Origin of the sequence: Kribbella sp. NBC_00709, assembly GCF_036226565.1 — a bacterium.
Classification (GTDB): Bacteria; Actinomycetota; Actinomycetes; order Propionibacteriales; family Kribbellaceae; genus Kribbella.
Genome location: NZ_CP108996.1, coordinates 46354 through 70300 on the forward strand (window position 1 = coordinate 46354; position 23947 = coordinate 70300).

The 23947-nt window shown below is 67.5% G+C and carries 24 protein-coding genes; 12 read left to right on the forward strand and 12 right to left on the reverse strand.

All coding sequences use genetic code 11. The features are described 5' to 3' along the window. Positions 1–29: 29 nt before the first annotated feature. From OHA18_RS00215 to OHA18_RS00235, 5 genes are all read left to right on the forward strand, one after another. Positions 30–308, forward strand: coding sequence for a hypothetical protein (locus tag OHA18_RS00215; RefSeq protein WP_329001325.1), 279 nt, complete (start codon positions 30–32; stop codon positions 306–308). 155 nt (positions 309–463) lie between these two features. Further along, entirely contained in the window at positions 464–709 is a 246-nt protein-coding gene (locus tag OHA18_RS00220; protein WP_329001326.1) for an antitoxin, read from the forward strand. Positions 710–889: 180 nt separating this feature from the next. Beyond that, positions 890–1480, forward strand: coding sequence for a GNAT family N-acetyltransferase (locus tag OHA18_RS00225; RefSeq protein WP_329001327.1), 591 nt, complete (start codon positions 890–892; stop codon positions 1478–1480). A gap of 347 nt (positions 1481–1827) precedes the next feature. Beyond that, positions 1828–2283, forward strand: a complete 456-nt coding sequence (locus OHA18_RS00230; protein ID WP_329001328.1) for an NUDIX hydrolase — start codon at positions 1828–1830, stop codon at positions 2281–2283. Between the two features lie 70 nt (positions 2284–2353). Further along, the gene (locus OHA18_RS00235) at positions 2354–4201 is read left to right on the forward strand and encodes a LamG-like jellyroll fold domain-containing protein (protein ID WP_329001329.1); all 1848 of its coding nucleotides are present in this window, start codon (positions 2354–2356) and stop codon (positions 4199–4201) included. On the opposite strand, the gene OHA18_RS00240 is transcribed toward OHA18_RS00235, so the two are convergent. Together OHA18_RS00240 and miaB are read right to left on the reverse strand one after the other, a co-directional pair. Further along, positions 4198–4947, reverse strand: a complete 750-nt coding sequence (locus OHA18_RS00240; RefSeq protein ID WP_329001330.1) for a phosphotransferase — start codon at positions 4945–4947, stop codon at positions 4198–4200. The genes OHA18_RS00235 and OHA18_RS00240 overlap by 4 nt on opposite strands. Beyond that, positions 4944–6416, reverse strand: coding sequence for a tRNA (N6-isopentenyl adenosine(37)-C2)-methylthiotransferase MiaB (gene miaB, locus OHA18_RS00245; RefSeq protein WP_329001331.1), 1473 nt, complete (start codon positions 6414–6416; stop codon positions 4944–4946). Before miaB ends, OHA18_RS00240 begins: the two co-directional genes overlap by 4 nt. Before the next feature lie 101 nt (positions 6417–6517). On the opposite strand from miaB, the gene OHA18_RS00250 reads away from it, so the two are divergent. Then, positions 6518–8041, forward strand: coding sequence for an amidohydrolase family protein (locus OHA18_RS00250; protein ID WP_329001332.1), 1524 nt, complete (start codon positions 6518–6520; stop codon positions 8039–8041). A gap of 62 nt (positions 8042–8103) precedes the next feature. On the opposite strand, the gene OHA18_RS00255 is transcribed toward OHA18_RS00250, so the two are convergent. The 8 genes from OHA18_RS00255 to OHA18_RS00290 are packed head-to-tail and all read right to left on the reverse strand — an operon-like array spanning position 8104 to position 14562. After that, positions 8104–8481, reverse strand: coding sequence for an ArsR/SmtB family transcription factor (locus OHA18_RS00255; RefSeq protein ID WP_329001333.1), 378 nt, complete (start codon positions 8479–8481; stop codon positions 8104–8106). Beyond that, the gene (locus OHA18_RS00260) at positions 8478–8672 is read right to left on the reverse strand and encodes an iron dependent repressor, metal binding and dimerization domain protein (RefSeq protein WP_329001334.1); all 195 of its coding nucleotides are present in this window, start codon (positions 8670–8672) and stop codon (positions 8478–8480) included. The genes OHA18_RS00255 and OHA18_RS00260 overlap by 4 nt, the downstream gene beginning before the upstream one ends. Before the next feature lie 12 nt (positions 8673–8684). After that, positions 8685–10334: a chaperonin GroEL gene (groL, locus tag OHA18_RS00265; RefSeq protein ID WP_329001335.1), complete on the reverse strand. Its 1650-nt coding sequence runs from the start codon at positions 10332–10334 to the stop codon at positions 8685–8687. Between the two features lie 13 nt (positions 10335–10347). After that, the gene (locus OHA18_RS00270) at positions 10348–11373 is read right to left on the reverse strand and encodes an NAD(P)-dependent alcohol dehydrogenase (protein WP_329001336.1); all 1026 of its coding nucleotides are present in this window, start codon (positions 11371–11373) and stop codon (positions 10348–10350) included. Then, positions 11370–12116, reverse strand: coding sequence for an iron-sulfur cluster assembly protein (locus OHA18_RS00275; RefSeq protein WP_329001337.1), 747 nt, complete (start codon positions 12114–12116; stop codon positions 11370–11372). Before OHA18_RS00275 ends, OHA18_RS00270 begins: the two co-directional genes overlap by 4 nt. Next, a complete protein-coding gene (locus OHA18_RS00280) occupies positions 12113–13120 on the reverse strand; it encodes an amidohydrolase family protein (protein WP_329001339.1) in 1008 nt (335 codons plus the stop codon). The genes OHA18_RS00275 and OHA18_RS00280 overlap by 4 nt, the downstream gene beginning before the upstream one ends. A gap of 6 nt (positions 13121–13126) precedes the next feature. After that, positions 13127–13462, reverse strand: coding sequence for a propane 2-monooxygenase effector subunit MimD (mimD, locus tag OHA18_RS00285; RefSeq protein ID WP_329006053.1), 336 nt, complete (start codon positions 13460–13462; stop codon positions 13127–13129). A 2-nt stretch (positions 13463–13464) separates the two neighbouring features. Continuing rightward, positions 13465–14562 (reverse strand): aromatic/alkene monooxygenase hydroxylase subunit beta, encoded by a 1098-nt coding sequence (locus OHA18_RS00290; protein WP_329001340.1) that lies wholly within the window; start codon positions 14560–14562, stop codon positions 13465–13467. Positions 14563–14663: 101 nt separating this feature from the next. Here OHA18_RS00290 and OHA18_RS00295 point away from each other — a divergent pair, with 101 nt between their 5' ends. Further along, entirely contained in the window at positions 14664–15860 is a 1197-nt protein-coding gene (locus tag OHA18_RS00295; protein ID WP_329001341.1) for an RNA-guided endonuclease InsQ/TnpB family protein, read from the forward strand. Positions 15861–15899: 39 nt separating this feature from the next. On the opposite strand, the gene OHA18_RS00300 is transcribed toward OHA18_RS00295, so the two are convergent. Continuing rightward, complete coding sequence (locus OHA18_RS00300; protein ID WP_329001342.1) at positions 15900–16946, reverse strand: FAD-binding oxidoreductase; 1047 nt, start codon at positions 16944–16946, stop codon at positions 15900–15902. Positions 16947–16974: 28 nt separating this feature from the next. Beyond that, on the reverse strand, positions 16975–18618 hold the full coding sequence (locus OHA18_RS00305; RefSeq protein WP_329001343.1) for a hypothetical protein: 1644 nt from the start codon (positions 18616–18618) through the stop codon (positions 16975–16977). A gap of 142 nt (positions 18619–18760) precedes the next feature. Between OHA18_RS00305 and OHA18_RS00310 the strand changes: the two genes are divergently transcribed. The 5 genes from OHA18_RS00310 to OHA18_RS00330 all read left to right on the forward strand — a co-directional run bounded on the left by OHA18_RS00310 (position 18761) and on the right by OHA18_RS00330 (position 23923). Next, positions 18761–20452 carry a sigma-54-dependent Fis family transcriptional regulator gene (locus OHA18_RS00310; RefSeq protein WP_329001344.1) on the forward strand — a complete coding sequence of 564 codons (1692 nt, stop codon included), beginning with the start codon at positions 18761–18763 and terminating at the stop codon, positions 20450–20452. 142 nt (positions 20453–20594) lie between these two features. Further along, the gene (locus tag OHA18_RS00315) at positions 20595–21356 is read left to right on the forward strand and encodes an amino acid ABC transporter ATP-binding protein (RefSeq protein ID WP_329001345.1); all 762 of its coding nucleotides are present in this window, start codon (positions 20595–20597) and stop codon (positions 21354–21356) included. A 48-nt stretch (positions 21357–21404) separates the two neighbouring features. Continuing rightward, the gene (locus tag OHA18_RS00320) at positions 21405–22247 is read left to right on the forward strand and encodes a glutamate ABC transporter substrate-binding protein (protein WP_329001346.1); all 843 of its coding nucleotides are present in this window, start codon (positions 21405–21407) and stop codon (positions 22245–22247) included. A gap of 78 nt (positions 22248–22325) precedes the next feature. Beyond that, positions 22326–23015: an amino acid ABC transporter permease gene (locus OHA18_RS00325; protein WP_329001348.1), complete on the forward strand. Its 690-nt coding sequence runs from the start codon at positions 22326–22328 to the stop codon at positions 23013–23015. Further along, positions 23012–23923 (forward strand): amino acid ABC transporter permease, encoded by a 912-nt coding sequence (locus OHA18_RS00330; RefSeq protein WP_329001349.1) that lies wholly within the window; start codon positions 23012–23014, stop codon positions 23921–23923. Before OHA18_RS00325 ends, OHA18_RS00330 begins: the two co-directional genes overlap by 4 nt. Positions 23924–23947: the final 24 nt, after the last annotated feature.

Sequence of the window (23947 nt, forward strand, 5' to 3'; positions counted from 1 at the left end):
CTGGAAACATTTCTACGGGAGGAAATTACGTGACGAATCCGTTCGAGGAAGAGTCGGACGCGGCCAAGGACGCGCTCGGTCTGGGGGAAGAAGCCGACGACCTGGCGGCCGCGAAGCGCAGCGGCGGCGACGTCGAGGCGAAGAAGAGCGGCGGCGACGTCGAGGCGAAGAAGAGCGGCGGGGATGTCGAGGCGCAGAAGAGCGGCGGCGACGTCGAGTTCAGCGGTGGAGATGTCGAATCCACTGGTGACGAGGGCGAGGACAGCGGCGGCGACGTAGAGTCGGAACCGTCGGGCGACGGCGTCTGACAACTGTCTGACAACTGTCTGACAGCTGTCTGACACCCGTTCGACGCGCGTCCGCATGGCGCTCGCGGAGATCCCACAGTTCCGGCGTTGCAGGTGCGAAGATCACCGCTAGCTGTCTGTAAGCACTCAACTACGCAGGAATGGGAGCCCCCGAGATGGGCATCTTCGACAAGTTCAAGGGCAAGGCCGAGGACCTGAAGGACAAGGCCACCGATCTGGTCAACGAGCACGGCGACAAGGTTGGTGAAGGTCTGGACAAGGCCGGTGACTTCGTCGACGAGAAGACGGGCGGCAAGTACGGCGACAAGATCGACACGGGCGTCGACAAGGCCAAGGAAGGGTTGGACAACCTGGACGGCCAGAACGACGACATCCCGGACAAGCCGAACCAGTCCGCCTGATCTACCCCCGAAGGGCCGCAAGCTTCGCGCTTGCGGCCCTTCGCCATCCACTGATCCGGTAGCCGACTTCCAGACTGCCTTGACTGTCTGCAGTGGCGCCTAGGTACGGCGTACCGGGTGCTGCGGATCTGATCTGACTTCCGGACGCGGATCGTCCGGATAGCGTCGTACGCTCGGCTCATGGTGACGGTGGATGTCGAGCAGTTGACGGTCCGGGCGCTCGGGGCCGAGACGTGGGATGCGTTCGCGGCGCTCGCGGAGCGGCACAACGGGGTGTGGGGCGGGTGCTGGTGCACGTACTTCCACACCATGCATGAGGAGAAGACCTTCGACGCGGAGAACAACCGCGACCTCAAACACCGCCTCGTGATGGAAGGGCACGCGCATGCGGCGCTCGTGTTCGACGGGGAGCTCGCGGTCGGGTGGCTCGAGTACGGCGCACCGGTCGAACTGCCGAACATCAACCACCGCAAGGAGTACGAGAAGGGCATGGACCAGCCGCCGGACTATCGCCTCACCTGCTTCTTCACCGACCGCAACTACCGCCGTCAAGGCGTCTCAGCCGTCGCCCTCCACGGAGCCCTCGACCTGATCGCCGAGGCCGGCGGAGGCGTCGTCGAGGCGTACCCCCAGGACACCGCCGGCAAGAAGATCACCGCCTCCTTCCTCTACAACGGCACCCGCTCCCTCTTCGAACACGCCGGCTTCACCTACCTCCGCCCCAAGGGCAAGAACCACACCGTCATGAGCCGAACGGTCGAGGCCCGCTAGTGCCTCGCCAAGGAGCGTTCAGGTCCTGATCCATCACTCGGGGCCCGGGCGGCCGGATTGGACCTGCTGGATGGCCGGGGACGTGCACCTGAGCGTGATAGTCCGCGTGTACGCCTGTCGCCGGTGCTCTACCCAACTTTGAGAAGCCACCGACCACAATTCCGTGCTGGAACTGGGCGGTGGCTTCTCAAAGTTGGGTAGAGACCGAGGCGGAGGAGGGCTGGGGGTGTACTCCGCGTTGGGTGAGGGGATTACATCGTCAACGTTGCTTGGCGAGGCACTAGCTCATCCGCTCTCATCGGCCGGGTCGGGTCCGGTCGTCGGTGGGGGTGTTTAGGGTGCTGGGTATGGATCGGTTTGTGGTGGTGCCGGCGGCTTATGTGGTGGTTCGGCGGGGGGATGAGGTGTTGTTGTTGCTGCGGGCCAATACCGGGTACATGGATGGGTACTGGGCGATGCCGGCGGGGCATGTGGAGCGGGGGGAGTCGGTGCTTGCGGCGGCGGTGCGGGAGTTGAAGGAAGAAGTGGGGATCGACGTCGAGCCGGCGGATCTGGTGCCGGTGACGGCGATGCATCGGACCGGTGGGAACGGGGATCCGATCGACGAGCGGGTGGACTTCTTCTTCACGACGTCGAAGTGGAGTGGTGAGCCGCGGTTGATGGAGCCGGAGAAGGCGGCCGGCCTGGAGTGGTATTCGCTGGACAAGTTGCCCGAGCCGCTGGTGCCGCACGAGGCACGGGTGCTCGCGGCGGTGGCCGACGGTGGTGGGCTTCCTGCGGTGATCGCCCAGGGTTTCGCCTGAGTTCACCGTTCCTTGTGTAGCTGCGCTCTAATGTTCGCTGCGGTGTCAGCGAGCTTGGGAGCGTGGGGCGATGAACGAGCTGTACGACGGTGAGCAGGCCGGCGGGACGAGCCGGCGGCGGCTGTTGGGGACCCTCGGCGCGGGTGCCGTGATCGCCTCAGGTGCGCTGGGCACCAGAAACGCCGCAGCGGCCGGCACAGGGGCGGCGGGCAAGGCGGCGGACAAGGTGGCTGGGCGGATCGATGCCGAGCACCCGCGCTTCACGCTGGCCGTCGTACCGGATACGCAATACCAGTACGACGAGGACCGGGGCGATCCGGCGCCGCTGACCGCGAGCTTCGAGTGGCTGATCGAGCAGCGGTCGGCGGAGAACATCGTGTTCATCGCCCACCTCGGTGACGTGGTGCAGAACGCGCTGGCGATGGAGTTCGCGCAGGCCGACCCCGTCTTCAAGATCCTCGACCGGGCTCGCTTCCCGTACTCCGTGCCGGCCGGCAACCACGACATCGACGGGTCCAAGGACGACACCCGCGGCGACTCGCCCTACCTGCACACGTTCGGGCCGCAGCGGTTCCGCCGGATGTCGACGTACGGCGGATCGACGCCGAACGGCTACAACTCGTACCACGTGTTCCGCGCCGCCGGGCAACAGTGGTTGCTGCTGGCAATGGACTGGCGGCCGTCGGACGCGAGCTTCGCCTGGGCGCGCGATGTCATCGCCAAGCACCCGAAGCTGCCGGTGATCCTCACCATCCACGAGCTGGTGAACGCCGACCACGGCAACCCGGTCGCGTACTTCAGCGACCACGGCAACCGCGTCTGGGAGCAACTGGTGAACGACAGCGACCAGATCTTCCTCACCCTGAACGGGCACTACTGGCCGCCCGGCCGGGTGACCCGGAAGAATGCCGCCGGCAACGATGTGCACCTGCATATCACCAACTACCAGGACCGGTTCTACGGCGGATCGGGCATGGTCCGGCTCTACCACTTCGATCTGGCCCGGAACGCGATCGACGTGGAGACCGTCTCGCCGTGGATCATGGACCAGGACCCGGCCAAGCGGAACGAGTTGGCCGAGGCCGAGATCGAACTGACCGACGAGACCAACCGGTTCAGCATCCCGATCGACTTCGCGGAGCGGTTCGCCAAGTTCGCACCGGTCGCGGTCCGTCCGGCCCGGCCCGCGTCGCAGCTGGTCATCCCCGGCACAGCGGCGTACTGGCGTTTCGACGGGCCGGCCGCCGACCAGGTCGCCGACCAGTCCGGCAAGGGCAACCACCTGACCCGCGTACTGCTCGCCGGTGATGCGCCGACGGCGAGCGCCGAGTTCCACCCGGACCAGCCTGGCCACGCGAGCTGGCTGTTCCCGGGCGGCAAGAACCCGGCCCGCGGCGGCTACCTGAAGACGGCGGACAACGCACCGCTCAACCTGCTGACCTTCACCAGCGGCTACACGATCGAGGCGTTCGTGAAGCTGGCCGACGACGGGCAGGACCATTCCTGGGAGGGACTGCTCACCCGGCTCGGCACCGGACGCGACGCGGGCAAGACCGGCAGCGACCCGGACGAGCCGACGGTCAAACTCGGATTCTCCGGTGGACTCGAGTTGCAGTGGGCCGTGTACCCGCTCGACAAGAACGACACGTTCACCAACTGGGGCCACGAGATGGTCGCCGGCCGCTGGTTCCACCTGGCGATCGTGAACGACGGCCGGCACAGCATCGTGTACGTCGACTCGTCGGAGCTACTGCGCAACCCGGCGACCCCGTCCAACGGACTCGCGACCGGGGGCAAGCCCTGGCTGGTCGGCGCCGGGCACTACGCGAACACGATCGACCAGGGCTTCGCCGGCAACATCGGCGAACTCCGGATCGTCACCCGCGCGCTGAAGCCGTCCCAGTTCCTCAACGCTTAGAGGTGTGAGCGGATCAGCGCTTCCTGTGCGGGCAGGAGCGCCAGCTCCGCGGCCGTCAGCGTCGGGTTGTCACCGCGGTACTCGAGCGCGGCCGGCAGGCCCACCGTCGGGTCGATGGAGTTGGCGAGGTAGATGCCGAGGGCCTCACGCAGCAGGCCGGTCAGCTCCTCGAACGCCGGGTCCAGCGCGACCTGGGCGAAGATGATCGCGGTCAACGCCACGTCGAACTCGGGAATGCCTTCCTCGGCGTTGCGCCAGTCGATGACGACCGGGCCGTCCGAGGTGGCGATCACGTTCAGCGGGTGCAGATCGCCGTGGACGACGACCAGTCCCGGCGTACCGCTGGGTGCGGGGATGGCCTGGAGGCGGCGGTGGAGGTCGGCGTGGATCAGGGCGATCTCGGCCGCGGTGAGGTCGCCGGCGATGGCGGCATCACCCAGCGTCGGGCCGTCGAGTCGCTGGACGACCATGTCCGGACCGCTGACCTCGCGGACGTCCGGGACCGGATAGCCGTACTTCGCCACGTGCCGCATGAAGTCGGCCTCGTCGCGGACCGGATGCCGGTTGCGGTAGCGCCGCAGGACCCACTGATCGTCGATCGCGTAGACGTCCGCATCCCGCCCGGCCGCGAACGGCTCGGCCCCTGGCGGCAGCAGCGCGGAGAGACCCTCGCCATGACCCGCGGGACCCGCGGGACCCGCGGGACCTGCGGCACCGGCGACCGCCTCGCCCGGCACGCCGGTCATCCGACCTGGCAGCCACCGGCTGCCGGCTCGAAGGGCTTGGCGCCGACGGAAGGCATGCCGAGCATCACTCCAGGCGAGGCAGCCGGTGCGTCCTGCCCTCGCTGCCACGCATCGCCCGCGCGAGTACGCCGCACCGCGCCGAAGACGTCCGCGTTCAGGTGATGGGGCGCTGCGTAAGTGACCTCGACCGTGACGACGTCACCCGGCCGCGGCTTCTCGACCTCCGCGGGCAGGGCGAAGTGGACGAGGCGGTTGTCGCGGGCGCGACCGCTGAGCCGGTGGGTGGCGGCGTCCTTGCGCCCCTCCCCCTCGGCAACGAGCACCTCGACGGTCCGGCCGACGATCGACTTGTTCTCGTCCCATGCCATCTCGTCCTGCAGCGCGACCAGCCGCTCGTACCGATCCTGTACGACGTCGCGCGGGACCTGATCCGCCATCGACTCCGCCGGAGTGCCAGGACGCTTCGAGTACTGGAAGGTGAACGCTCCCGCGAACCGGGCCTGCCGGACCACGTCGAGCGTGCCCTGGAAGTCCTCCTCGGTCTCCCCCGGGAACCCGACGATGATGTCGGTCGTGATCGCCGCATCGGGCATCGCGGCCCGCACGTCTTCGATGATGCGAAGGTAGCGGTCCCGCCGGTACGACCGGCGCATCGCCTTCAGCACCGTGTCCGAGCCGGACTGCAGCGGCATGTGCAGCGAGGGCATCACGTTCGGAGTCTCGGCCATCGCCTCGATCACGTCGGCGGTGAAGTCGCGCGGGTGCGGCGAGGTGAACCGGACCCGCTCCAGGCCGTCGATCCCCCCGCACGCGCGGAGCAGCTTCGAGAACGCGTACCGGTCGCCGAACTCCACGCCGTACGAGTTCACGTTCTGGCCGAGCAGCGTCACCTCGAGCACGCCTTCGGCGACCAGCGCCTCGACCTCGGCGAGCACGTCACCGGGCCGGCGGTCCTTCTCGCGACCGCGCAGCGCCGGCACGATGCAGAACGTGCAGGTGTTGTTGCAGCCCACGCTCACCGACACCCAGGCGGAGTACGGCGACTCGCGCCGGGTCGGCAGCGTGGACGGGAAGACGTCGAGCGACTCCAGGATCTCGACCTGGGACTCCTCGGCGACCCGGGCCCGCTCCAGCAGCACCGGCAGCGAGCCGATGTTGTGGGTGCCGAAGACCACGTCCACCCACGGCGCCTTCTTCGTGATCGACGCCTTGTCCTTCTGCGCCAGGCACCCGCCGACCGCGATCTGCATCCCCGGCTTGCGGGCCTTCACCGGCGCCAGGTGACCGAGATTCCCGTACAGCTTGTTGTCGGCGTTCTCCCGGACCGCGCAGGTGTTGAAGACGACCACATCAGCCTCGTCACCCTCGGGCGCGCGGACGTAGCCCGCATCCTCCAGCAGCCCGCGCAGACGCTCGGAGTCGTGGACATTCATCTGACACCCGTAGGTGCGGACCTCATAAGTACGCATAACAGCCACCAAGAGTACGTGCCGGGGTAGACAAAAACCTACCTGGGACCGGCGTACTGCGACCCCTGACCGGCGGGAGCAGGCCGACAATAGTGAGGGGCATGAACAGTTCTCGTCGTCAGTTCCTCGCCCGTACCGCCGCCGGAGCCGCCGTCCTCGCTGGTGGGACGTTCACCACCAGCACCGCTTCCGCCGTCGTGAAGTCCACCAGGATCACCGCTCTCACCAACGTCACCGTCATCGACGTCGCCACCGGGCGCCGCGACCGGCATCAGACCGTGCTGATCAGCGGCGAACGGATCATCGGGGTCGGGCGGATCCCGGTCCCGCGCGGCGCCGTCGAGATCGAGCTCACCGGGAAGTACGTCATCCCCGGCCTGGCCGACATGCATGTCCACAGCCTCGGCGACGAGCACGTTTCGCCGCCGTTGTACCTCGCCAACGGCCTGACCACGGTCCGCGAGATGGCCGGCACGAACCCGGTGTTGTACGACTGGCGCGACCGGATCGCCACCGGCACGCTGCTCGGCCCGCGGATGGTGGTCGGCAGCAAGATCATCGACGGTGACCCGACCCTGTGGGACCCGAACCTGACCCCGGTCATCGTCGCCGGTGACGAGCAGTCGGCCCGGGCCGCCGTTCGCAGGGTGCAGGCCGAAGGCGCTGACTTCGTCAAGGCGTACTCGCGCCTCAGCCGCGCCGCGTACGCCGGACTCGTCGACGAGGCCCGCAAGCTCGGCCTGACCGTGCACGGCCACGGACCGGACCAGCTGACGACGAAGGAGGTCAGCAACGCCGGGCAGCGCAGCATCGAGCACATCCACTCGATCGGTCTCGCCGTCTCCCGCCGCGAGGCCGAGGTACGGCGGATGGTCCTCGCGATCACCGTGCGAAAGGGCGACTACAACAGCTGGTTCCGCCAGATGCATCCGATCGAGTGGATCGCCGCGAACACGTACAGCCCGGCCCGGGCCGCCGACGTGTTCGGCACGCTCCGGCGGAACCGGACCCGGGTCACTCCGACGCTGACCATGCACAACGTGCTCGACCAACCCGATTACACGCGGCTCGATCCGGCACTGGCCAGGTACATGAACGCCGACGAGATCGACGTCTACGACTACGCGATCCACAACCTGTACACCCCCAACCGCACCGCGGAGGAGATCTCGCATCAGAGACAGATGTGGGCGTGGCGGCAGCGGTTCGTGCGGGAGCTGTTCGCGCACGACGTACCGATCATGGCCGGCACCGACACGGGGACGCCGTACTCCGTGCCGGGGTTCGCACTGCACGACGAATTGGAGCACCTCGTCGGCGCGGGAGCCACTACCCGCCAGGCGCTGTACGCCGCAACCGTCGAGCCGGCCAAGTTCCTGGGGATGTCAGCCGACCTCGGCTCGGTGGAACCGCGCAAGATCGCGGACCTCGTCGTGCTCGATGCAGACCCACTGACCGACATCCGCAACAGCCGCAAGATCCACACGGTGGTCACCCGCGGCCGGGTCATCTCCCCCGCCCAGCGTGAGCGGATGCTCGCGGACGTCGAGACCGCGGTCAAGCAGCCGCCGACCGCCGCGACCATCGCCGCCGGCGGCTGCTGCGGCAGCAAGCCGACCCACTAGGCCCAGACTCCCGGGCCGGGCCGGCCTGATCCGGCCCGGGAGCCGCTCTCACCCGGCCGCTGTCACGGTGCCGCACGTGGGGACGGCACTCGCAGGCGGCCGATCCAACCGGAGAGCGCTCGTCGGGGCGGGTCCGGTGCGAGCGTGCCGTCTGGCGCGACATGCTCGAAGATCTGCTCGACGAGGGCGACGACGTGGGGGTCGTCGACGGTGTAGAACTGCCGGCGACCCTCACGTCGTGCGCTGATCAGTCCGGCCAGCCGGAGCTTGGCGAGATGCTGGCTCGCCGTCGGCACGCTGACACCCACCCGGGCGGCCAGCGTGCCGACGTCGTACTCACCACAACTCGCCAACGCGACCAGGTGCAGCCGGACCGGCGCCAGCAACAGGCCGAATGTCCTGGCCGCGGTGGCGAGCTGTGGCGGGGTCGGCTCGATCACACGCGTGCCTTGGGCTGAATCGGGTCCCCGAACGGATCCCGGGCCGGATACCCGAGCGCCGCGTCGATCAGCTCCTCGAGCCGATCGCTCAGACCCTGCGCGAGTACGACGGCCTCCGCGTGCACCTCGTCGAGCGGTACGCCGAGAACCCTGTACAGGAACGTCTCCAGCAACTGATGCCGCCTGTCCATGGCACGCTCCACTCAGTAGATGTTGGACGGGCGGACCATGCCCTCGGCGAGGTCGCCGAAGCCGGGCGCCATGATCGCGCCGGGGTTGCCGATGATCTCCTCGACGACCGCGGTCTCGGTGGTGAGGATCAGTGCGGCGATCGAGGCCGCGCTCTCCAACGCCGCCCGGGTGACCTTGAGTGGATCGATCACGGCATCCTCGACGAGGTCGCCGTACTGACCGGTGAGCGCGTTGAAACCGTGCCCCGCCGGCAACGACGCGACCCGCGCCACCACCTCGTCGCCGTCGTACCCGGCGTTGATCGCGATCCAGCGCAGCGGTTCCGGCAGCGCACGCCGTACCACCTCGCGGCCGATGGCCTCATCACCGGTGAGCTCCAGCTGGGACAGCGCGGCCTGGGCCTGGACCAGTACGGTCCCGCCGCCTGCCACGACGCCCTCCTCGAGGGCGGCCCGGGTTGCGGCCAGCGAGTCCTCGACCCGCAGCATCCGCTCCTTCAGCTCGACGCTGGTCGCACCACCGACCCGGATCACCGCGACCTTGCCGGCCAGCCGCGCCATCCGCAGCTGCAGACTGTCCTGGTCGGCGTCGATCCTGGCCCGCTCGAACTGCTTCTCCAGCTGGGAGATCCGCGCCTCCACCAGCGACGCGTCCCCGTGCCCACCGACGATCGTGGTGTTGTCCTCGGTGATCGTGATCCGGTCGCAGGAGCCGAGGTGCTCGCGGGTCACGTCGGTCAGGTCGAGCCCGGTGTCCTTCGCGATCACCGCACCGCCGAGCGCGGTGGCCAGATCCTCCAGCTCCGCGATCCGCCGGTGACCGAACCCGGGGGCCCGGACGACGACCGACCGCATCGTGTTGTGCATGTTGCCGCCGACAAGCAGTTGCAGCGCCGGGCCGTCGACCTCCTCGGCGAGCACCACGAGCGGACGATCCGCGCGCTGCGCCACCTCGAGGGTCGGCATGATCTCCTGCACCTGCGTGATCTTCTTGTTGGTCAGCAGGATCAGCGGGTGGTCGTAGACCGTCTCCATCCGCTCCCGGTCGGTGACCATGTACGCCGAGACGTACCCGTGGTCGAACTCGATGCCGTCGACAACCTCGACCGACATCCCGAGCGTGTCCGACTCCTCGGTGGTGACCACGCCGTTGCGGCCGACCCAGTCGACCGCGTCCGCGATCACCTCGCCGATCAACTCGTCGTCACTGGCCGCCAGCGTCGCGATGTGCTGCAGCTGCTCGCGGCCGTTCACCTCGACCGCCCGGCTCCGCAGCGCCTCGACGACGACCGGTACGGTCCGCTCGATGCCACGCCGTACCCGCATCGGGTTGGCGCCCGCGTCGACCTCGCGCAGGCCTTCGCGCACCATCGCCTGGGCCAGCACGGTGGCGGTGGTGGTGCCGTCGCCGACGACCCCGTTGGTCTTCATCGCGACTTCCTTGACCAGCTGGGCGCCCATGTTCGCGAAGGGTTCGCGCAGCTGGATCTCGCGGGCGATGGTGACGCCGTCGTTGGTGATCGTCGGCGGGCCGGTCAGCTTCTCCAGCACCGCGTTGCGGCCCTTGGGCCCGAGCGTCACCTTGATCGCGTCGGCCAGCGCGTTCACGCCGGACTCGAGCAACCGCCGGGCGTCGGTGTTGAACCGCAGTTCCTTCGCCATGGTCAACCTCCTGCTAGGGAATGAGGATCGCCCGGCCGCGGACCAGGCCGCGGTCGAGGTCGTCGAGGGCCTGCTGGAACTCCTCCAGCGGGTACTTCGTGGTGTGCAGCGCGACCTTGCCCCGGGCTGCGAGCTCCATCAGGTCCTGCAGGTCGTTGTACGACCCGACCAGGTTGCCGATGAAGTTGATCTCGGTGGAGATCACGTCGATGGTCGGTACGTCGAGGTTCTCGCCGTACCCGACCACGTAGTAGTTGCCGGCCCGGCGCAGCATCTCGATCCCGTCGGCGGTGGCGCCGCCCTCACCGACGAAGTCGATCACCGCCTCCGCGCCGTGCCGGCCGGTCAGCGCCCGGACCTGCTCGACCTGGGTGCCGTCGGCAACGATCCCGTGGTCGGCGCCGATCTCGACGGCCAGGTCGACGGCGGCCTGGTTGCGGTCGACAACGACCAGGGTGGCGGCCGAGATCGCCTTCAGCACCTGGATGCCGATGTGACCGAGTCCGCCCGCACCGATCAGCACGCAGACAGCTCCAGGCCGCAGTGCGCGCGCCGCCTTGGCCGCCGCGTGGTACGCGGTCAGTCCGGCATCCGCGAGCGCGGCGACGTCCGCCGGCTCCAGCCCGTCGTCGATCCGGACCACGCTGCGTGCCGTCGTCCGCAGGTAGTCGGCGTACCCGCCGTCGGTGTCGATGCCCGGGAACGCCGACGCCTCGCAGTGCACGTCGTCGCCGGACCGGCAGGCGCGGCAGAGTCCGCAGGTGATCAACGGGTGCAGGATCACCTTGTCGCCGACGGCAACGTTCGTGACGGCGTCGCCGATCGCGTGCACCCAGCCGGCGTTCTCGTGCCCGATCGTGTAGGGCAGCAGGACGCCGCTCTTCTCGGCCCACTGTCCTTCGAGGATGTGCAGGTCGGTCCGGCAGACACCGGCGCCGCCGATCCGGACGACGACGTCGAGCGGCCCGGTGATCTTCGGCTCGGGTACGTCGTTGAGCTGCAGGTTGCGGTGGTAGCCGGTGACCTGGACGGCCCTCATCTCTTCCTCCTCGTGTTGGTGATCCGGGTGGTGATCGGCTCGTCGTCGTACCGGGTCGCCAGCAGGCCGCGACAGAAGTGCGCGTTGCCCTCGACGGAGATCCGGACCGCCTTCGCGAACCGCAGCCGCAGCGGCACCGCATCCGGCGGCACGGGTACGCCGTCGTCGTCGACCAGCACCGGGTCCTCCGGCCGGATCCCGAGCCCGATGTCGGTACGGCGGCGCAGCAGCGCGTCCTTGTGCGGACCACCGGGCAGGTGCCAGAGCGTGAGCCCGGGCAACTGCTCGATGGTCTTGCCGGTGGACCGGAGCAGCGCCATCACGCACCGCTCCATCGCCGCCGTATGCGCCTTGCGCTGGAAGGTCCGGCGCAGTTCGTCGAGGTCCTGATCGGCCTCGTTGCCGAACGTGCCGACGTACCCCGCGTTCGCGGCCAGGCCGGCGTTGATCTTGTCCGAGTCGTGGTGATCGTCGAGGAGCACGGTCACCGCGCCCACGCCCGGCACCCGACGCAGGGCGTCAACTGCGTCGGATGCCATCAGGTAGGCGAAGTTGGGCGCGCAGAACGAGGTCGGCAGCCGCAGGTGCGCGGTCACGCCGGCGTCGTCGATCCGGATCGACGAGACGAATCCGAGGTCGGTGATGGGCTGGTCCAGCTCAGGGTCGATGACGGTCGCCAGCGCCGCCACGACCTCGGCCTCCAACTCCATTGATTCCGAAGGCGACTTGGCGACCGCGATCATGACGCCACAGCCGGTTCAGGCATGGACAGCCGCAGCTCCGCCGGTACGTCGAGCCCGTACAGGCTCGCCGCGTTGAGACCCAGGATCTTCTTCTTCTGCGCGATCGTCAGCGGCGCGTACTCCGGCAGGTCGGCCGGGATCTCGAAGTCGACGAACTTCTCCACCAGCCACTTCGGCGTCCAGAGCGCGTAGTCGCTGGAGAACAGGATCCGGTCCTCGCCGATCCAGTACAGCAGCTCCCCGATGATCTGCGCGAAGTACTTCGGCCGGCTGTGGATGAACGGCATCGCCACCGCGAGACCGCCGTACACGTTGGGCTCCTGCGTGGCGATCCAGCAGAAGTCCTCGAGCCGGGGCAGCCCGACGTGCTCGACGATGAAGTTCAGCTCGGTGTAGTCGGTCGCGACCTGGTCGATGTCGGCGACGTCGAACGCGTCCCGGTCGAGGGGCCTGATGGTGGGGCCCTTATGGACGTGGATGTTCTTGATGCCGAGCTTCAGGCACTCCTCGAGATAGCGCCGCGACCACAAGCTGTCGAGCTTCCACCCGCGGGAGTCACCGTTCCACTCGGCGGTGTAGAGCTTGACGCCCTTCAGTCCCATCCGGTCGGCGTCCTTGCGGAGCTGCTCGAGGCCGGCCTCCTCGTGCCGCGGGTCCCACGCGTGGTTATAGGTGAGCTTGCCGGGGTTCGCCCGGGTCAGCGCGAGGGCGTCCTCGGTCTGGCCGAACCCGCGCTTGTAGAAGTCGCTCAGGATGGCCGGCTGGAAGATCGCGTGGTCGACGTACCCGTCCTCGAACAGGTCCTTCAGCAGCCGCTGCTCGCCGTAGTACGTGTAGGTGTCGTAGTCCCACACGACCTCTTCGGGGCTGAGGTTCTTGTGGTAGTCGTAGAAGCAGTCGATGAACTGCTTGCCGTGGATGTTGCGCTGGTTCTCCGGGCGCGCGTCCCACAACGCGATGTGCGCGTCGCAGATGTAGTACTTCTCACCGTTCTTCTCGTACATACGACCTCACTTCGTGGTGAGGTCGAAGCCGATGTACTCGGCGGCGTCCTCGGGGCTGGCGAACAGGATGGTCTTGTCGTCGAGGTGCACCATCCGGCCGTAGTGGGTGGACGAGATCTCCTCGAACACCGACCCGTCGAACTCCATCCCGAGCGCGTCGGACAGCTCGGCGTAGTCGAAGTCGAGCAGGCCGGTGCCGTCGACCCGGATCATCGACGGGTACTCCGTCAGCTCGACGCCGTCCTTGGCGCCCATCACCTGGGCGACGACGCGGCCGATCGGGGTGTTCATCAGGGTCACGCCGGTCTTGTTGGAGAACTCGGCATCAGATCCGAACTGCATGCTCACTGGTCCAGCTCCTTCGGAGTATCGAGCCCGAGGTCCTCGAGCAGGGAACGGAACTTCTGGGTCGCCGCGGCCAGGCTGTCCGCGAACGTGACGGACTTCTCGGCCGGCTGCGACCAGATCGGCTGCAGGGCGTGCGCGGCGTCGAGGCAACGCGGCACCCAGGTCGCGAGCCACTCGCCGAACAGCACCTTGTTGCTCTCGCCGAACTCGGCGTCCCGGGTCAGCAGCCGGAACAGGTTGCGGGTGTACGCGAGGTCGCGGTCGTAGTCGTGCTCGCCGGTGCCGACGATCGTCGGCGTGATGTAGTCGCCGTTGCGGGCCGCGATCTGCATCACCAGGTCGGTCCGGAACAGCGACCCGACCAGCTGCTCGAACACGATGTTGGTGGCGAAGAGCAGCTCGCACCAGTCGCCGACGGCGGTCAGCCGCTCGACCACCTCACGCGTCGGCTGCCACTCCGGCGCACTCTGCCAGACCTCCTTGTGCGCGGCGCCGTCGAACGGGACGTCGGCTTCCGACAGATCCAGGTTGAACAGCGCGAGGTCCTGGGCGAACCGCATCTTGTGGGCGGCGTTGACGGCGACCGCGGTGTTGATCATGTTCGTCGGGCCGGACCGCTGGATGCTGGTGAAGACGTGCAGCGCGAGCCCGTTCTCGGCGTGCATCCAGGCCCCGAGGTTGCGCTCGACGAACTTCAGCCAGGCCGGGTTCCAGGCGTCGTACGCCCTGGCCCGCTTGGCGTTCTGCAGGCCGAGGTCGACCTGGCGAACGACCGCGGAGTTGTTCCGGTAGATCGTCTGGTTCCACTCCTCGTTCGGGTCGAGGAAGGCGTGCCAGTTCGACGACTTCGCCGCGGTCCACTCCTTCGGGTAGCCGCCGGGGCCGTCGCCGAAGCCGTAGATCCAGCCCTGGCTCAGGTGCCGGTCCGGGTCCGGCTGTACGTCGACGGTCACGTCCTCGTACATCGTCGCGCGCAGCTTGGCCGGCTTGTAGTAGTTGTACGAACGGCTCTGCGAGCTCGGGAACTCCAGCGCGCCGGCCTCGGAGTCGGTGAACTCGATACTCGGAAAACTACGTGGTTTGGTCTGTGTCATCGGATCTGTTGCGGAGAAGCCCCGTCCTTCAAGGCGGGGAGAAACCGCAACTGCCTCCCTTCAAGTGAAGACTGTCGGTACCGTCTGGTTGGGTGTGTGTCGTGTCCCACTACCGCCTCGCAGCCACCCCGGCCCAGGTGTCTGGGTTGCTGGAGCACTGCAGGCATGCGCGGTATGTGTGGAATCTGGGTTTGGAGCAGCGGTTGATGTGGCGGCCGGGCCGCCCCACCACCCCTGGGTACGTGGCGCAATCGGCGCAACTTACCGAGGCTCGCGTGGTGGAGCCGTGGCTGAAGGCTGGATCGCAGACCGTGCAGCAGCAGGCGCTGCGCGACCTCGACCAGGCGTGGCGAAACTTCTACGCACGGACACATGGCCGCCCGACCTGGCGCCGCGAACGTGTGCATGAGGGGTTCCGGATCGTCGGGCCTGCGGCGCAGCGGGTGGAGAAGCTGAACCGGAAGTGGGGCCGGGTGCTGGTCCCGAAGGTCGGCTGGGTGAAATTCCGGCTGTCGCGCAAGCTGCCGGACGCGAAGTCGTACCGCGTCAGGCAGGACCGGGCGGGGCGTTGGCACATCGCGTTCGCGGTCGTGCCCGAAGCTATCCAGGCACCCGAAAACGGTGACGTGGTGGGTGTGGATCGTGGAGTCACTGTGTCCGCGGCTCTGTCGACCGGGGAACTGCTGTCCTGCCCAGGCCTCTCCGGGCACGAACAGCGACGTGTCAAGCATCTGCAACGCAAACTCGTCAGAGCCAAGCGAGGCAGTAACCGCCGCGGGAAAGTCCGGGCTGCTATCGCGCGGTTCAAGGCACGCGAGAGCGACCGGCGCAAGAACTGGGTCGAACAGACGACCACCGACCTCGCCCGGCGCTTCGACGTGATCGGTGTCGAAGACCTGCGGATCCGCAACCTGACGAGATCGGCGCGAGGCACCCACGACGCGCCGGGCCGCAACGTGCGGCAGAAAGCCGGTCTCAGCCGGAGAATCCTCGCCCAAGGCTGGGGCCGGCTCGTGCAGCGTCTGAAGCACAAGGCACCAGGCCGGGCCGAGAAAGTCGATCCCGCGTACACATCGCAGACCTGCAGTGCCTGCGGGCACGTCGCATCGGAGAACCGTGAGAGCCAAGCGGTGTTCCGGCGCGTCGCCTGCCGGTACGAAGCCAACGCCGACGTGAACGCGGCTATCAACATCGCGCGTATTGTCGCGGCCGGACGGGCCGTGAACGCACGCAGAGAGACTGCGGCACTGGTCTCTGAGAAGCGTGAACCTCAACACGCACCTCCCATAGTTGCGTAGTTGGAATCCCCCGGCCGACAGGCGGGGGAGGACGTCAACTCAGACTCCGTCGGTAGCTGGGCTGGTGAACTTGTCGTAGAAGACCTGGTCCTTCGGCACGTTGCTTGCCTCCAGCAACTCCAGGGCGGCGTCGACCATCGGCGGCGGGCCGCACAGGTAGACCTCGCTGCGGTGCAGCTCCGCCTCGCGCCGTTCGACGATCTCGGTGACGTTGCCCTCCTCCACCTGGAGCCCGCCAGAGCCGTCTGAGTCCTGAGCCGACTCGGACAGACAAGCGATGAACTCGAAGCCGGCGAGGTCCGCCCCGAGCTCCTTGATCGCCTCCAGGTAGAACAGGTCGGCCGCCGTCCGGGCGCCGTAGTAGAACCGGACCGGACGGGTGCTGCCGGTTTCCTTGAGATGCCGGAGGATGGACAGGATGGGCGCCATCCCGGCCCCACCGGCCACGCAGACCACCGGCAGCACGTGGCCGTCCTTCAACGTCGACGAGCCGTACGGCCCGGTCAGCGACAGCTCGTCGCCGACCGCGAGCTCGCCGTCGAGGAGGGCGGAGAACCGGCCGCCCGGGTACTTCTTGATCAGGAACTCGATCCGGTCCGGCGTCGACTGGGTGGTCGCCATCGAGAACGACCGGTGGTCGTCGGTGCCGGGGATGGTGATGTCGACGTACTGTCCCGGCCTGAACTCGAACGCCACCTCGGTCTTCAGCCGGAGCGACACGATGTCGCGGGTGACCGGTTCGATCGCCTCCACGCGGGCGGTCACGGTCTGGATCGGGATGCCGCCGAGCAGCTCCTCCTCGTCGTAGTTGAGCAGCTCGATCGTGCAGTCGCTGAAGGCGTGTGCCCGGCACAGCAGCACGTAGCCTTCAGCGACCTCGGCATCGTTGCAGGCGAACGTGGAGTACCGCTCCATCTGCAGGTCACCCTCGAGCACGTACGACTTGCAGGCGGAGCATTGCCCCTCCTTGCAGCCGTGCATCAGGTGGATGCCCTGCCGGAACGCCGCGTCGAGGATCTTGTCGTCCTCCGTGACGTCCATCTCGATGTCGACCGGTTCGAAGCGGATCCGGTGGGTGTCGGCCATGTCGGCCTCCTCCTGATGCTCGTGGGTCTCAGGCCGCAGTAGTAGAAGCGGTGCCGTTGGCCTTGTACGCCGCGACGTGGGCCTCGCGCTCGGCGTCGGACATCTCGTTCAGCAGCACGTTCGGGCTCATGAACGTGTTGCCGCGGACGTCGTCGAGGGTCCACATCTTCTTCGGGTCGTCCAGGTCCAGGTGCGGCTGGCCGATCAGCGTCTTGCCGTCGTCACGCACGTACCCGAGGTCCTGCACGATGTCGGCCAGGTCCTTGTTGTGGTGCAGGGTCTCCCACTCACGGAAGCCGGTCAGGCGGCCCATGTTCGGCGTCGGCCGGCCGTCGTACTCGCTCCGGAACGCGACCGCGTCGGTCCAGTAGCAGGTCTCGGAGCAGTACGTGCGCCACTGGTCGTCGACCTTCTCGGTGACCATGTCCTCGCGGATCAGCGCCGGGACCATGCAGGTCCAGCAGCGGTGCGGGTACTGGTACCCGACCTCCTCGAACGCGATCGGCTTGTTCTTGCCCGGGTACGCGAGCCGGTTGTAGTTCTCCCACCACTTGCCGTACTTCGAGTACCAGCCTGGGTACTTCTCCTCGAACCACTCGAAGTCCTTGTCGGTCATCGCGTCGATCCGCCAGTAGTTCACCGGCCAGCCGGTGGCGAAGAACCGCGCGACCTCGTGCACGTAGCCCTTGTTGGTGATCCGGTTCCAGGCCTCTTCGACCAGATCGTGCGGAATGGTGAGGCCGTACTTCTCCAGCGGCAGCAGGTAGCTGCGGTAGTAGTCGTCGTAGATCCACCGCCGCCACATCTCCGCATAGCTCTCCCGGTCCTTCCGGCGGTCCTTCGTGCCGTACTCGATGAAGGTGCCGATGGCCGCGTCCACGACGCAGTGGTTGTTCCACCACGCGTACCGCAGGTCGCGCTCCAGCAGCGGCCGGTTGCGCTCGTCGGCCAGTGCCATCAGCAGGATCGAGTACCCGTTGCTGATGTGCCGCGACTCGTCGGACTGGACCGAGTGGAACACCGTCGGCAACAGGTAGTCGCCGTTGGCCGCCGCCTCGTCCGGCATCGCCACGAACAGCGTGTTCGTGAACGCCGTCTCCGCGACCACGGTCAGGTAGATGTTCGCGGCGGTGATCGCGTCACCGGTGATGAACCCCTCACCGAACTGCCGGCCGATGGTGCCCGCGTAGTTGTTCGCGAACGCCTTCTCGGTCATGTCGAACCCGGCCGGGTCGATGTAGTTGTTCATGTACAGGCGCTTGAGGTTCATCTGGATCGTCGAGTGCCTGACCTCGTCGATCATCTGCACCGCGAGCCCGTTGTGGATCTCCGGGTTCGGTACGGCGTCGATCGCCATCGGCATCGCCCGCGCCGCGGAGATCTCCGGGAACGGGATGATGCTGAGGAACAGCTTCTGCCACTCCAGCCAGCGCTGCTGCACCTGGCGGAACATGTTGCCGCGGATCGCGCCGTCCATGGCGCCGTACACGCGGCTGTCCTTCTCCTCCTCCATCGGGAAGTAGGACCGCATGATCTGCTTCAGCGGGTCCTTCTTCGGCGCCTTCTCGAAGGTGTAGTCGGTGCCGAAGCGGGTCGCCGGGGTCGCGAACGTCGGTTCCCAGGACAACTCGGTGATCTTGGCGTGGGCCTTGGTAAGACTCTGCCTGCTCAATGTGGGCCTCCATCATCGGGGTTGAGAACAGATGAAAGCCGCCTGATGGACGTGTCTGTGTCTCAATGTGAGATGGCGGTCACAGCGGAGCGAGCTACCGTAGGTCGAAGTTCCGCTGGTGACGGACGTGAAGGAGACCGCTATGGGCGCTGCACAGCCGGTCAGAGATCCGATCCGGGTGTCATGGGAGCGCTCGCACGCGTCGCAGGTCGACGTCGACCGCCCGGCCCCGAAGTACTTCGACCGGATCGACCGGGAGACCACGCTGATGCGGGCGGCCCGGCCGGTCATCGACGCGCTGTCGTCGGAGCTCCACAACGAGCCGGTCTGCATCATCCTGACCGACGCGAAAGGCGTCGTCCTCGACCGCCGCGGCGGCGATCCGTCCCTGCTCCGGCGACTGGACTCCGTCGACCTCGCGCCCGGATTCCAGTACGTCGAGTCGGCGGTCGGCACCAACGGGATCGGTACGGCGCTCGAAGTCGGCGGACCGATCCAGATCGACGGGGCCGAGCATTACAACGGGAAACTGCGGATGTTCTCCTGCGCCGGCGCCACGATCACGCATCCCGTCACCGGCGGCCTGCTCGGCGTACTCGACATCACCACCCAGGCCAAGAACTCGAACTCGATCCTGTTGTCGTTCGCGAAGCTCGCCGCGCGGCGGATCCACGATCGCGTCGTCGAGGAGGCGAACGCGCTGGACCACGCCTTGCTGAGCGACTACTACGCGGCCTGCCGGCACAGTGGCGGCCCGGTGCTCGCCCTCGGCGACGAGGTGTTCATGATGAACGCCTACGCACAGGCACGGTTCGACGCGATCGACCAGGCGGCGCTGATCGACCGGACGCGGGACGCGCGCGGCGGGACCAAGCCGCTGGTGTTCATCACCGACCTGCCCAGCGGGATGACCGCCCGACTCGCTTATCGGCCGACGTTCCTCGGCGACACCCTGGCCGGCGGAGTCATCCAGATCAAAGAGCAACGAGCACCGATCCGCAACCCTCAGGTCGCCCGGGCGGCCTTGATTCCCGGGACGACCGGGACGAGCGCGGTCTGGCAGCACGTCACCCAGGAGCTGCTCGAGGCGTGCGGCCGGTCCGAATGGCTGATCGCCAATGGCGAAGCGGGGACAGGCAAGCTCTCCATGCTCCGTGCGGTACGACGGCACGTGGCGCCGGAGCGTCGCCTCGCCGTCCTCGATCCGGAGGCGATGGCCGAGGATCTGCTGACCGAGGCGCGCGCCGAACTGGAGTCCGGCGCCGACCTGATCATCCGGCGGGCGCACCTGCTGACCGGCGAGGTCCTCGACGGCCTGACCGAGCTGCTGCAGAACGTCCGCGACGGCGCGATCGGCAGCGACGCCTGGATCGCGCTCACGCTGCCGGCCGACCGGTCCGAGATCGCCGACGAACTGCTGGCGTTCTTCCCCCGCACCATCGAGGTGCCGCCGCTTCGGCATCACGTCGAGGACGTTCCGGCCCTGGTCCGCTCGCTGCTCGCGAAGGCCGGCATCAACGGCCTGGCCTTCTCCCCCGCAACCATGAACCAGCTGATGCGACTGCCATGGGCGGGCAACATCACCCATCTGCGCGCGGTCCTCGCCGCGATCGCCCGCCGCCGCCGGTCCGGGGTGGTCGAGCTGGCGGACCTGCCACCCGAGTGCCGGGCCACCACGCGGCGGCAGCTGACCGCGATCGAGGCGCTCGAGCGGGACGCGATCGTCGACGCGTTGTCGACGTACGACGGTGACAAGAAGGCCGCCGCGGGCGCGCTGGGGATGTCGCGGGCAACGATCTACCGGAAGATCCGCGAGTACGGAATCGTCACCTGACCCGGCGGGCCGCTCACAAACGAACAACCGCACGCAATCAGTGACCGTCCGGTCACAACCCGCGCCGGATTATTGCAGATCGTTACCAAGGGGGAACCACCCGGCGCTGCGACCGAACCCTCGCCTCCAGTAGGTTCTGGCCATGAGCGATTCCGGCACCTTGACGACAACTGGTCTGGTTGCGCTGACCGACGTCAACAAACATTTCGGTGACCTGCACGTCCTGAAGGACATCAACCTGTCCATCGCCAAGGGCGAGGTCGTCGTCGTGATCGGCCCGTCCGGGTCCGGCAAGTCGACGCTCTGCCGCGCGATCAATCGGCTGGAGCCGATCGACACCGGCAGCATCACGCTCGACGGCCAGCCGCTGCCGAGCGAAGGCAAGGCACTGGCCAGGCTGCGCGCCGACGTCGGCATGGTGTTTCAGTCGTTCAACCTGTTCGCGCACAAGACCATCCTGCAGAACGTCACCCTCGGCCCGACGAAGGTGCGCGGGCAGGCCAAGGGTGAGGCGGAGCAGAAGGCGCGGGCGCTGCTGGACCGGGTCGGGGTCGGCGCACAGGCCGGCAAGTACCCGGCACAGCTGTCCGGTGGTCAGCAGCAGCGGGTCGCGATCGCCCGCGCTCTGGCGATGGATCCCAAGGTGATGCTGTTCGACGAGCCGACCTCGGCTCTGGACCCGGAGATGATCAAGGAAGTCCTCGACGTGATGGTCGACCTGGCCGGTCAGAGCATGACGATGGTCGTGGTCACCCACGAGATGGGCTTCGCCCGCCGGGCGGCCAACCGGGTGGTCTTCATGGCCGACGGCCAGATCGTCGAGGAGGCCGAGCCGGAGAAGTTCTTCACCGATCCGCAGACGAAGCGGGCGCAGGACTTCTTGTCGAAGATCCTCACCCACTGACCGCCCGCGCCTGTCCCCAGCGCAGTACCAACTACGGAGGAAATGACAATGCGACAGCGAATCATCGCTGCCCTCGGCATCGCGGGCCTGGCTGCGACCGGACTTGTTGCCTGCGGCGACGACTCCGGCTCCGGCTCCGGTAGTAGCGGCGGTGGCGAGAAGGTCACCATCGGCATCAAGTACGACCAGCCCGGAATCGGCCTGAAGGAAGGCGCGAAGTACACCGGCATGGACGTCGATGTCGCGACGTACGTCGCCAAGGAGCTCGGCTACGACGAGAAGAACATCACCTTCAAGGAGGCCCCGTCGGCCCAGCGCGAGACGCTGCTGGCCAACGGACAGGTCAAGATGATCTTCGCGTCCTACTCGATCACCGACGCCCGCAAGGAGAAGGTCTCCTTCGCCGGGCCGTACCTGACCGCCGGCCAGGACCTGCTGGTCAAGGCCGACAGCGACATCAGCGGTCCGGACGGGCTGAACGGCAAGAGGCTGTGCTCGGTGACCGGCTCCACGTCGGCGCAGAAGGTCAAGGACAAGTTCGCCAAGACCGTGCAGCTGCAGGAGTACGACACGTACTCCAAGTGTGTCGAGGCGCTCGGCGCCGGCGCGATCGACGCGCTCACCACCGACAACACCATCCTGGCCGGCTACGCCTCGCAGGAGGCGAACAAGGGCAAGTTCAAGGTGGTCGGCCAGACCTTCTCGACCGAGCGCTACGGCGTCGGCCTGAAGAAGGGCGACACCGCGACCTGCACCAAGGTCAACGACGCGCTGAAGAAGATGGTCGACTCCGGCGAATGGCAGAAGGCGTTCGACAAGAACCTCGGCGCCTCCGGCCTGAAGCTCGACCCGGCGACGAACCCGCCGAAGACCTTCGACACCTGCGCCTGATCTGACACCGCCGGGGAGGGACCGTTCGCGGTCCCTCCCCGGCGTGCTGGTCTCCACCTCGTTCCCAGCAGGAGAAACATGGACGTGATTTCGGAGTTCTTCTCCGAGTACGACGGTCTGCAAGCCTTCCGGACGACGATCTACCTGACCCTGCTGTCGGCGGTGTTCGCACTGCTGATCGGCACCGTGGTCGCGGTGATGCGGGTCTCCCCGGTCCGGGTGCTGCAGGTCATCGGCACCGCCTACGTGAACATCGTCCGGAACACACCGCTGACCCTGGTCATCGTGTTCTGCAACCTCGGGCTGTTCCTGCAGCTCGGCGTCGCGCTGGCGAACAAGGACTCGAACACCTTCATCAACGACAACAACTTCCGGCTCGCCGTCCTCGGCCTGTCGGTGTACCACGCGTCCTTCGTGGCCGAGGCGATCCGCAGCGGGGTGAACACCGTCCCGCTCGGCCAGGCCGAGGCGGCGCGGGCGATCGGCCTGCCGTTCCTGAAGACCCTGCGGTACGTCGTGCTCCCGCAGGCCTTCCGTGGCGCGATCGCGCCGCTGGGCAACGTGCTGATCGCGCTGACCAAGAACTCGACGGTCGCCTCCGTCATCGGCGTCACCGAGGCGTCCGCGGTGATGAAGGTGATGATCGAGAACCGGCCGGACGTCCTGTTCATCGTGTTCGGCATCTTCGCGCTGGGCTTCGTCATCCTGACGCTGCCGGTCGGGGTGCTGTTCACCTCGATGTCCAAGCGGCTGGCGGTGAAGCGATGAGCAGCAGCAGCGTTCTGTTCGACGCGCCCGGCCCACGGGCCAAGCGGCTGTACGCCGCGGTCGGCGTGGGGAGCATCGTCGTACTGCTCCTGGTCCTGTGGTTCGTGATCTCCAAGTTGAACGACAAGGGGCAGCTCACCGCCGCGAAGTGGAAGCCGTTCCTGACCGGTGAGATCTGGACCCAGTACCTGCTGCCGGGCCTGGCCGGCACCCTGATCGCCGCTGCGATCTCGGTCGTCCTCGCGATGCTGGTGGGCATCCTGCTCGGCGTCGGCCGGCTCTCCGCCCAGGCCTGGATCCGGTTGCCTTGCAGCGTGATCGTGGAGTTCTTCCGCGCGGTGCCGGTGCTGCTGATGATGCTGTTCCTGTTCGCCCTGTACGCCAAGTACGAGGTGTTCCCACCGGAGCGACTTGCGCTGGCCGCCGTCGTCACCGCCCTGATGCTGTACAACGGCGCCGTCGTCGCCGAACTCGTCCGCTCCGGCGTGTACTCGCTGCCGAAGGGGCAGGGTGAAGCCGCGATGGCGATCGGCCTGACCGGCGGAAAGACGATGCGGCTGGTTCTGTTGCCGCAGGCCATCACGGCGATGCTGCCGGCGATCGTCGGTCAACTCGTGGTGATCCTGAAGGACACCGCGCTGGGCTACATCATCACGTACGAGGAACTGCTCCGGAAAGCGGAGCAGATCGGCAACTACGCGTCGAACCTGCTGCCGGCGCTGATCGTCGTGGGCGCGATCTTCGTGATCGTGAACTACCTGCTCAGCCTGGCCGCCCAGCGGGTCGAGAGCGCGATGCGCCGCCGCGGCCGCTCCGCCGGTGGCCCGCTGACCGCCGATCCGACCGACCAGAACGCCGTCGGCGCGTTCGCCGGCCCAGGCCCGTCCGACTCTGTCGGCACGACCTGACCGCAGGCTCACCAGAGAAGGTCC

Coding starts and splice junctions, on each gene's coding strand:
- OHA18_RS00250 (WP_329001332.1), top strand. CDS start 6,518: ATGAACAGTTCTCGTCGTCAGTTCCTCGCCCGTACCGCCGCCGGAGCC.
- OHA18_RS00270 (WP_329001336.1), bottom strand. CDS start 11,373: ATGAGGGCCGTCCAGGTCACCGGCTACCACCGCAACCTGCAGCTCAAC.
- OHA18_RS00280 (WP_329001339.1), bottom strand. CDS start 13,120: ATGTACGAGAAGAACGGTGAGAAGTACTACATCTGCGACGCGCACATC.
- OHA18_RS00315 (WP_329001345.1), top strand. CDS start 20,595: ATGAGCGATTCCGGCACCTTGACGACAACTGGTCTGGTTGCGCTGACC.
- OHA18_RS00225 (WP_329001327.1), top strand. CDS start 890: ATGGTGACGGTGGATGTCGAGCAGTTGACGGTCCGGGCGCTCGGGGCC.
- OHA18_RS00260 (WP_329001334.1), bottom strand. CDS start 8,672: ATGGACAGGCGGCATCAGTTGCTGGAGACGTTCCTGTACAGGGTTCTC.
- OHA18_RS00230 (WP_329001328.1), top strand. CDS start 1,828: ATGGATCGGTTTGTGGTGGTGCCGGCGGCTTATGTGGTGGTTCGGCGG.
- groL (WP_329001335.1), bottom strand. CDS start 10,334: ATGGCGAAGGAACTGCGGTTCAACACCGACGCCCGGCGGTTGCTCGAG.
- OHA18_RS00300 (WP_329001342.1), bottom strand. CDS start 16,946: ATGGCCGACACCCACCGGATCCGCTTCGAACCGGTCGACATCGAGATG.
- OHA18_RS00320 (WP_329001346.1), top strand. CDS start 21,405: ATGCGACAGCGAATCATCGCTGCCCTCGGCATCGCGGGCCTGGCTGCG.
- miaB (WP_329001331.1), bottom strand. CDS start 6,416: ATGCGTACTTATGAGGTCCGCACCTACGGGTGTCAGATGAATGTCCAC.
- OHA18_RS00290 (WP_329001340.1), bottom strand. CDS start 14,562: ATGACACAGACCAAACCACGTAGTTTTCCGAGTATCGAGTTCACCGAC.
- OHA18_RS00240 (WP_329001330.1), bottom strand. CDS start 4,947: ATGACCGGCGTGCCGGGCGAGGCGGTCGCCGGTGCCGCAGGTCCCGCG.
- OHA18_RS00310 (WP_329001344.1), top strand. CDS start 18,761: ATGGGCGCTGCACAGCCGGTCAGAGATCCGATCCGGGTGTCATGGGAG.
- OHA18_RS00325 (WP_329001348.1), top strand. CDS start 22,326: ATGGACGTGATTTCGGAGTTCTTCTCCGAGTACGACGGTCTGCAAGCC.
- mimD (WP_329006053.1), bottom strand. CDS start 13,462: ATGCAGTTCGGATCTGATGCCGAGTTCTCCAACAAGACCGGCGTGACC.
- OHA18_RS00330 (WP_329001349.1), top strand. CDS start 23,012: ATGAGCAGCAGCAGCGTTCTGTTCGACGCGCCCGGCCCACGGGCCAAG.
- OHA18_RS00235 (WP_329001329.1), top strand. CDS start 2,354: ATGAACGAGCTGTACGACGGTGAGCAGGCCGGCGGGACGAGCCGGCGG.
- OHA18_RS00275 (WP_329001337.1), bottom strand. CDS start 12,116: ATGATCGCGGTCGCCAAGTCGCCTTCGGAATCAATGGAGTTGGAGGCC.
- OHA18_RS00220 (WP_329001326.1), top strand. CDS start 464: ATGGGCATCTTCGACAAGTTCAAGGGCAAGGCCGAGGACCTGAAGGAC.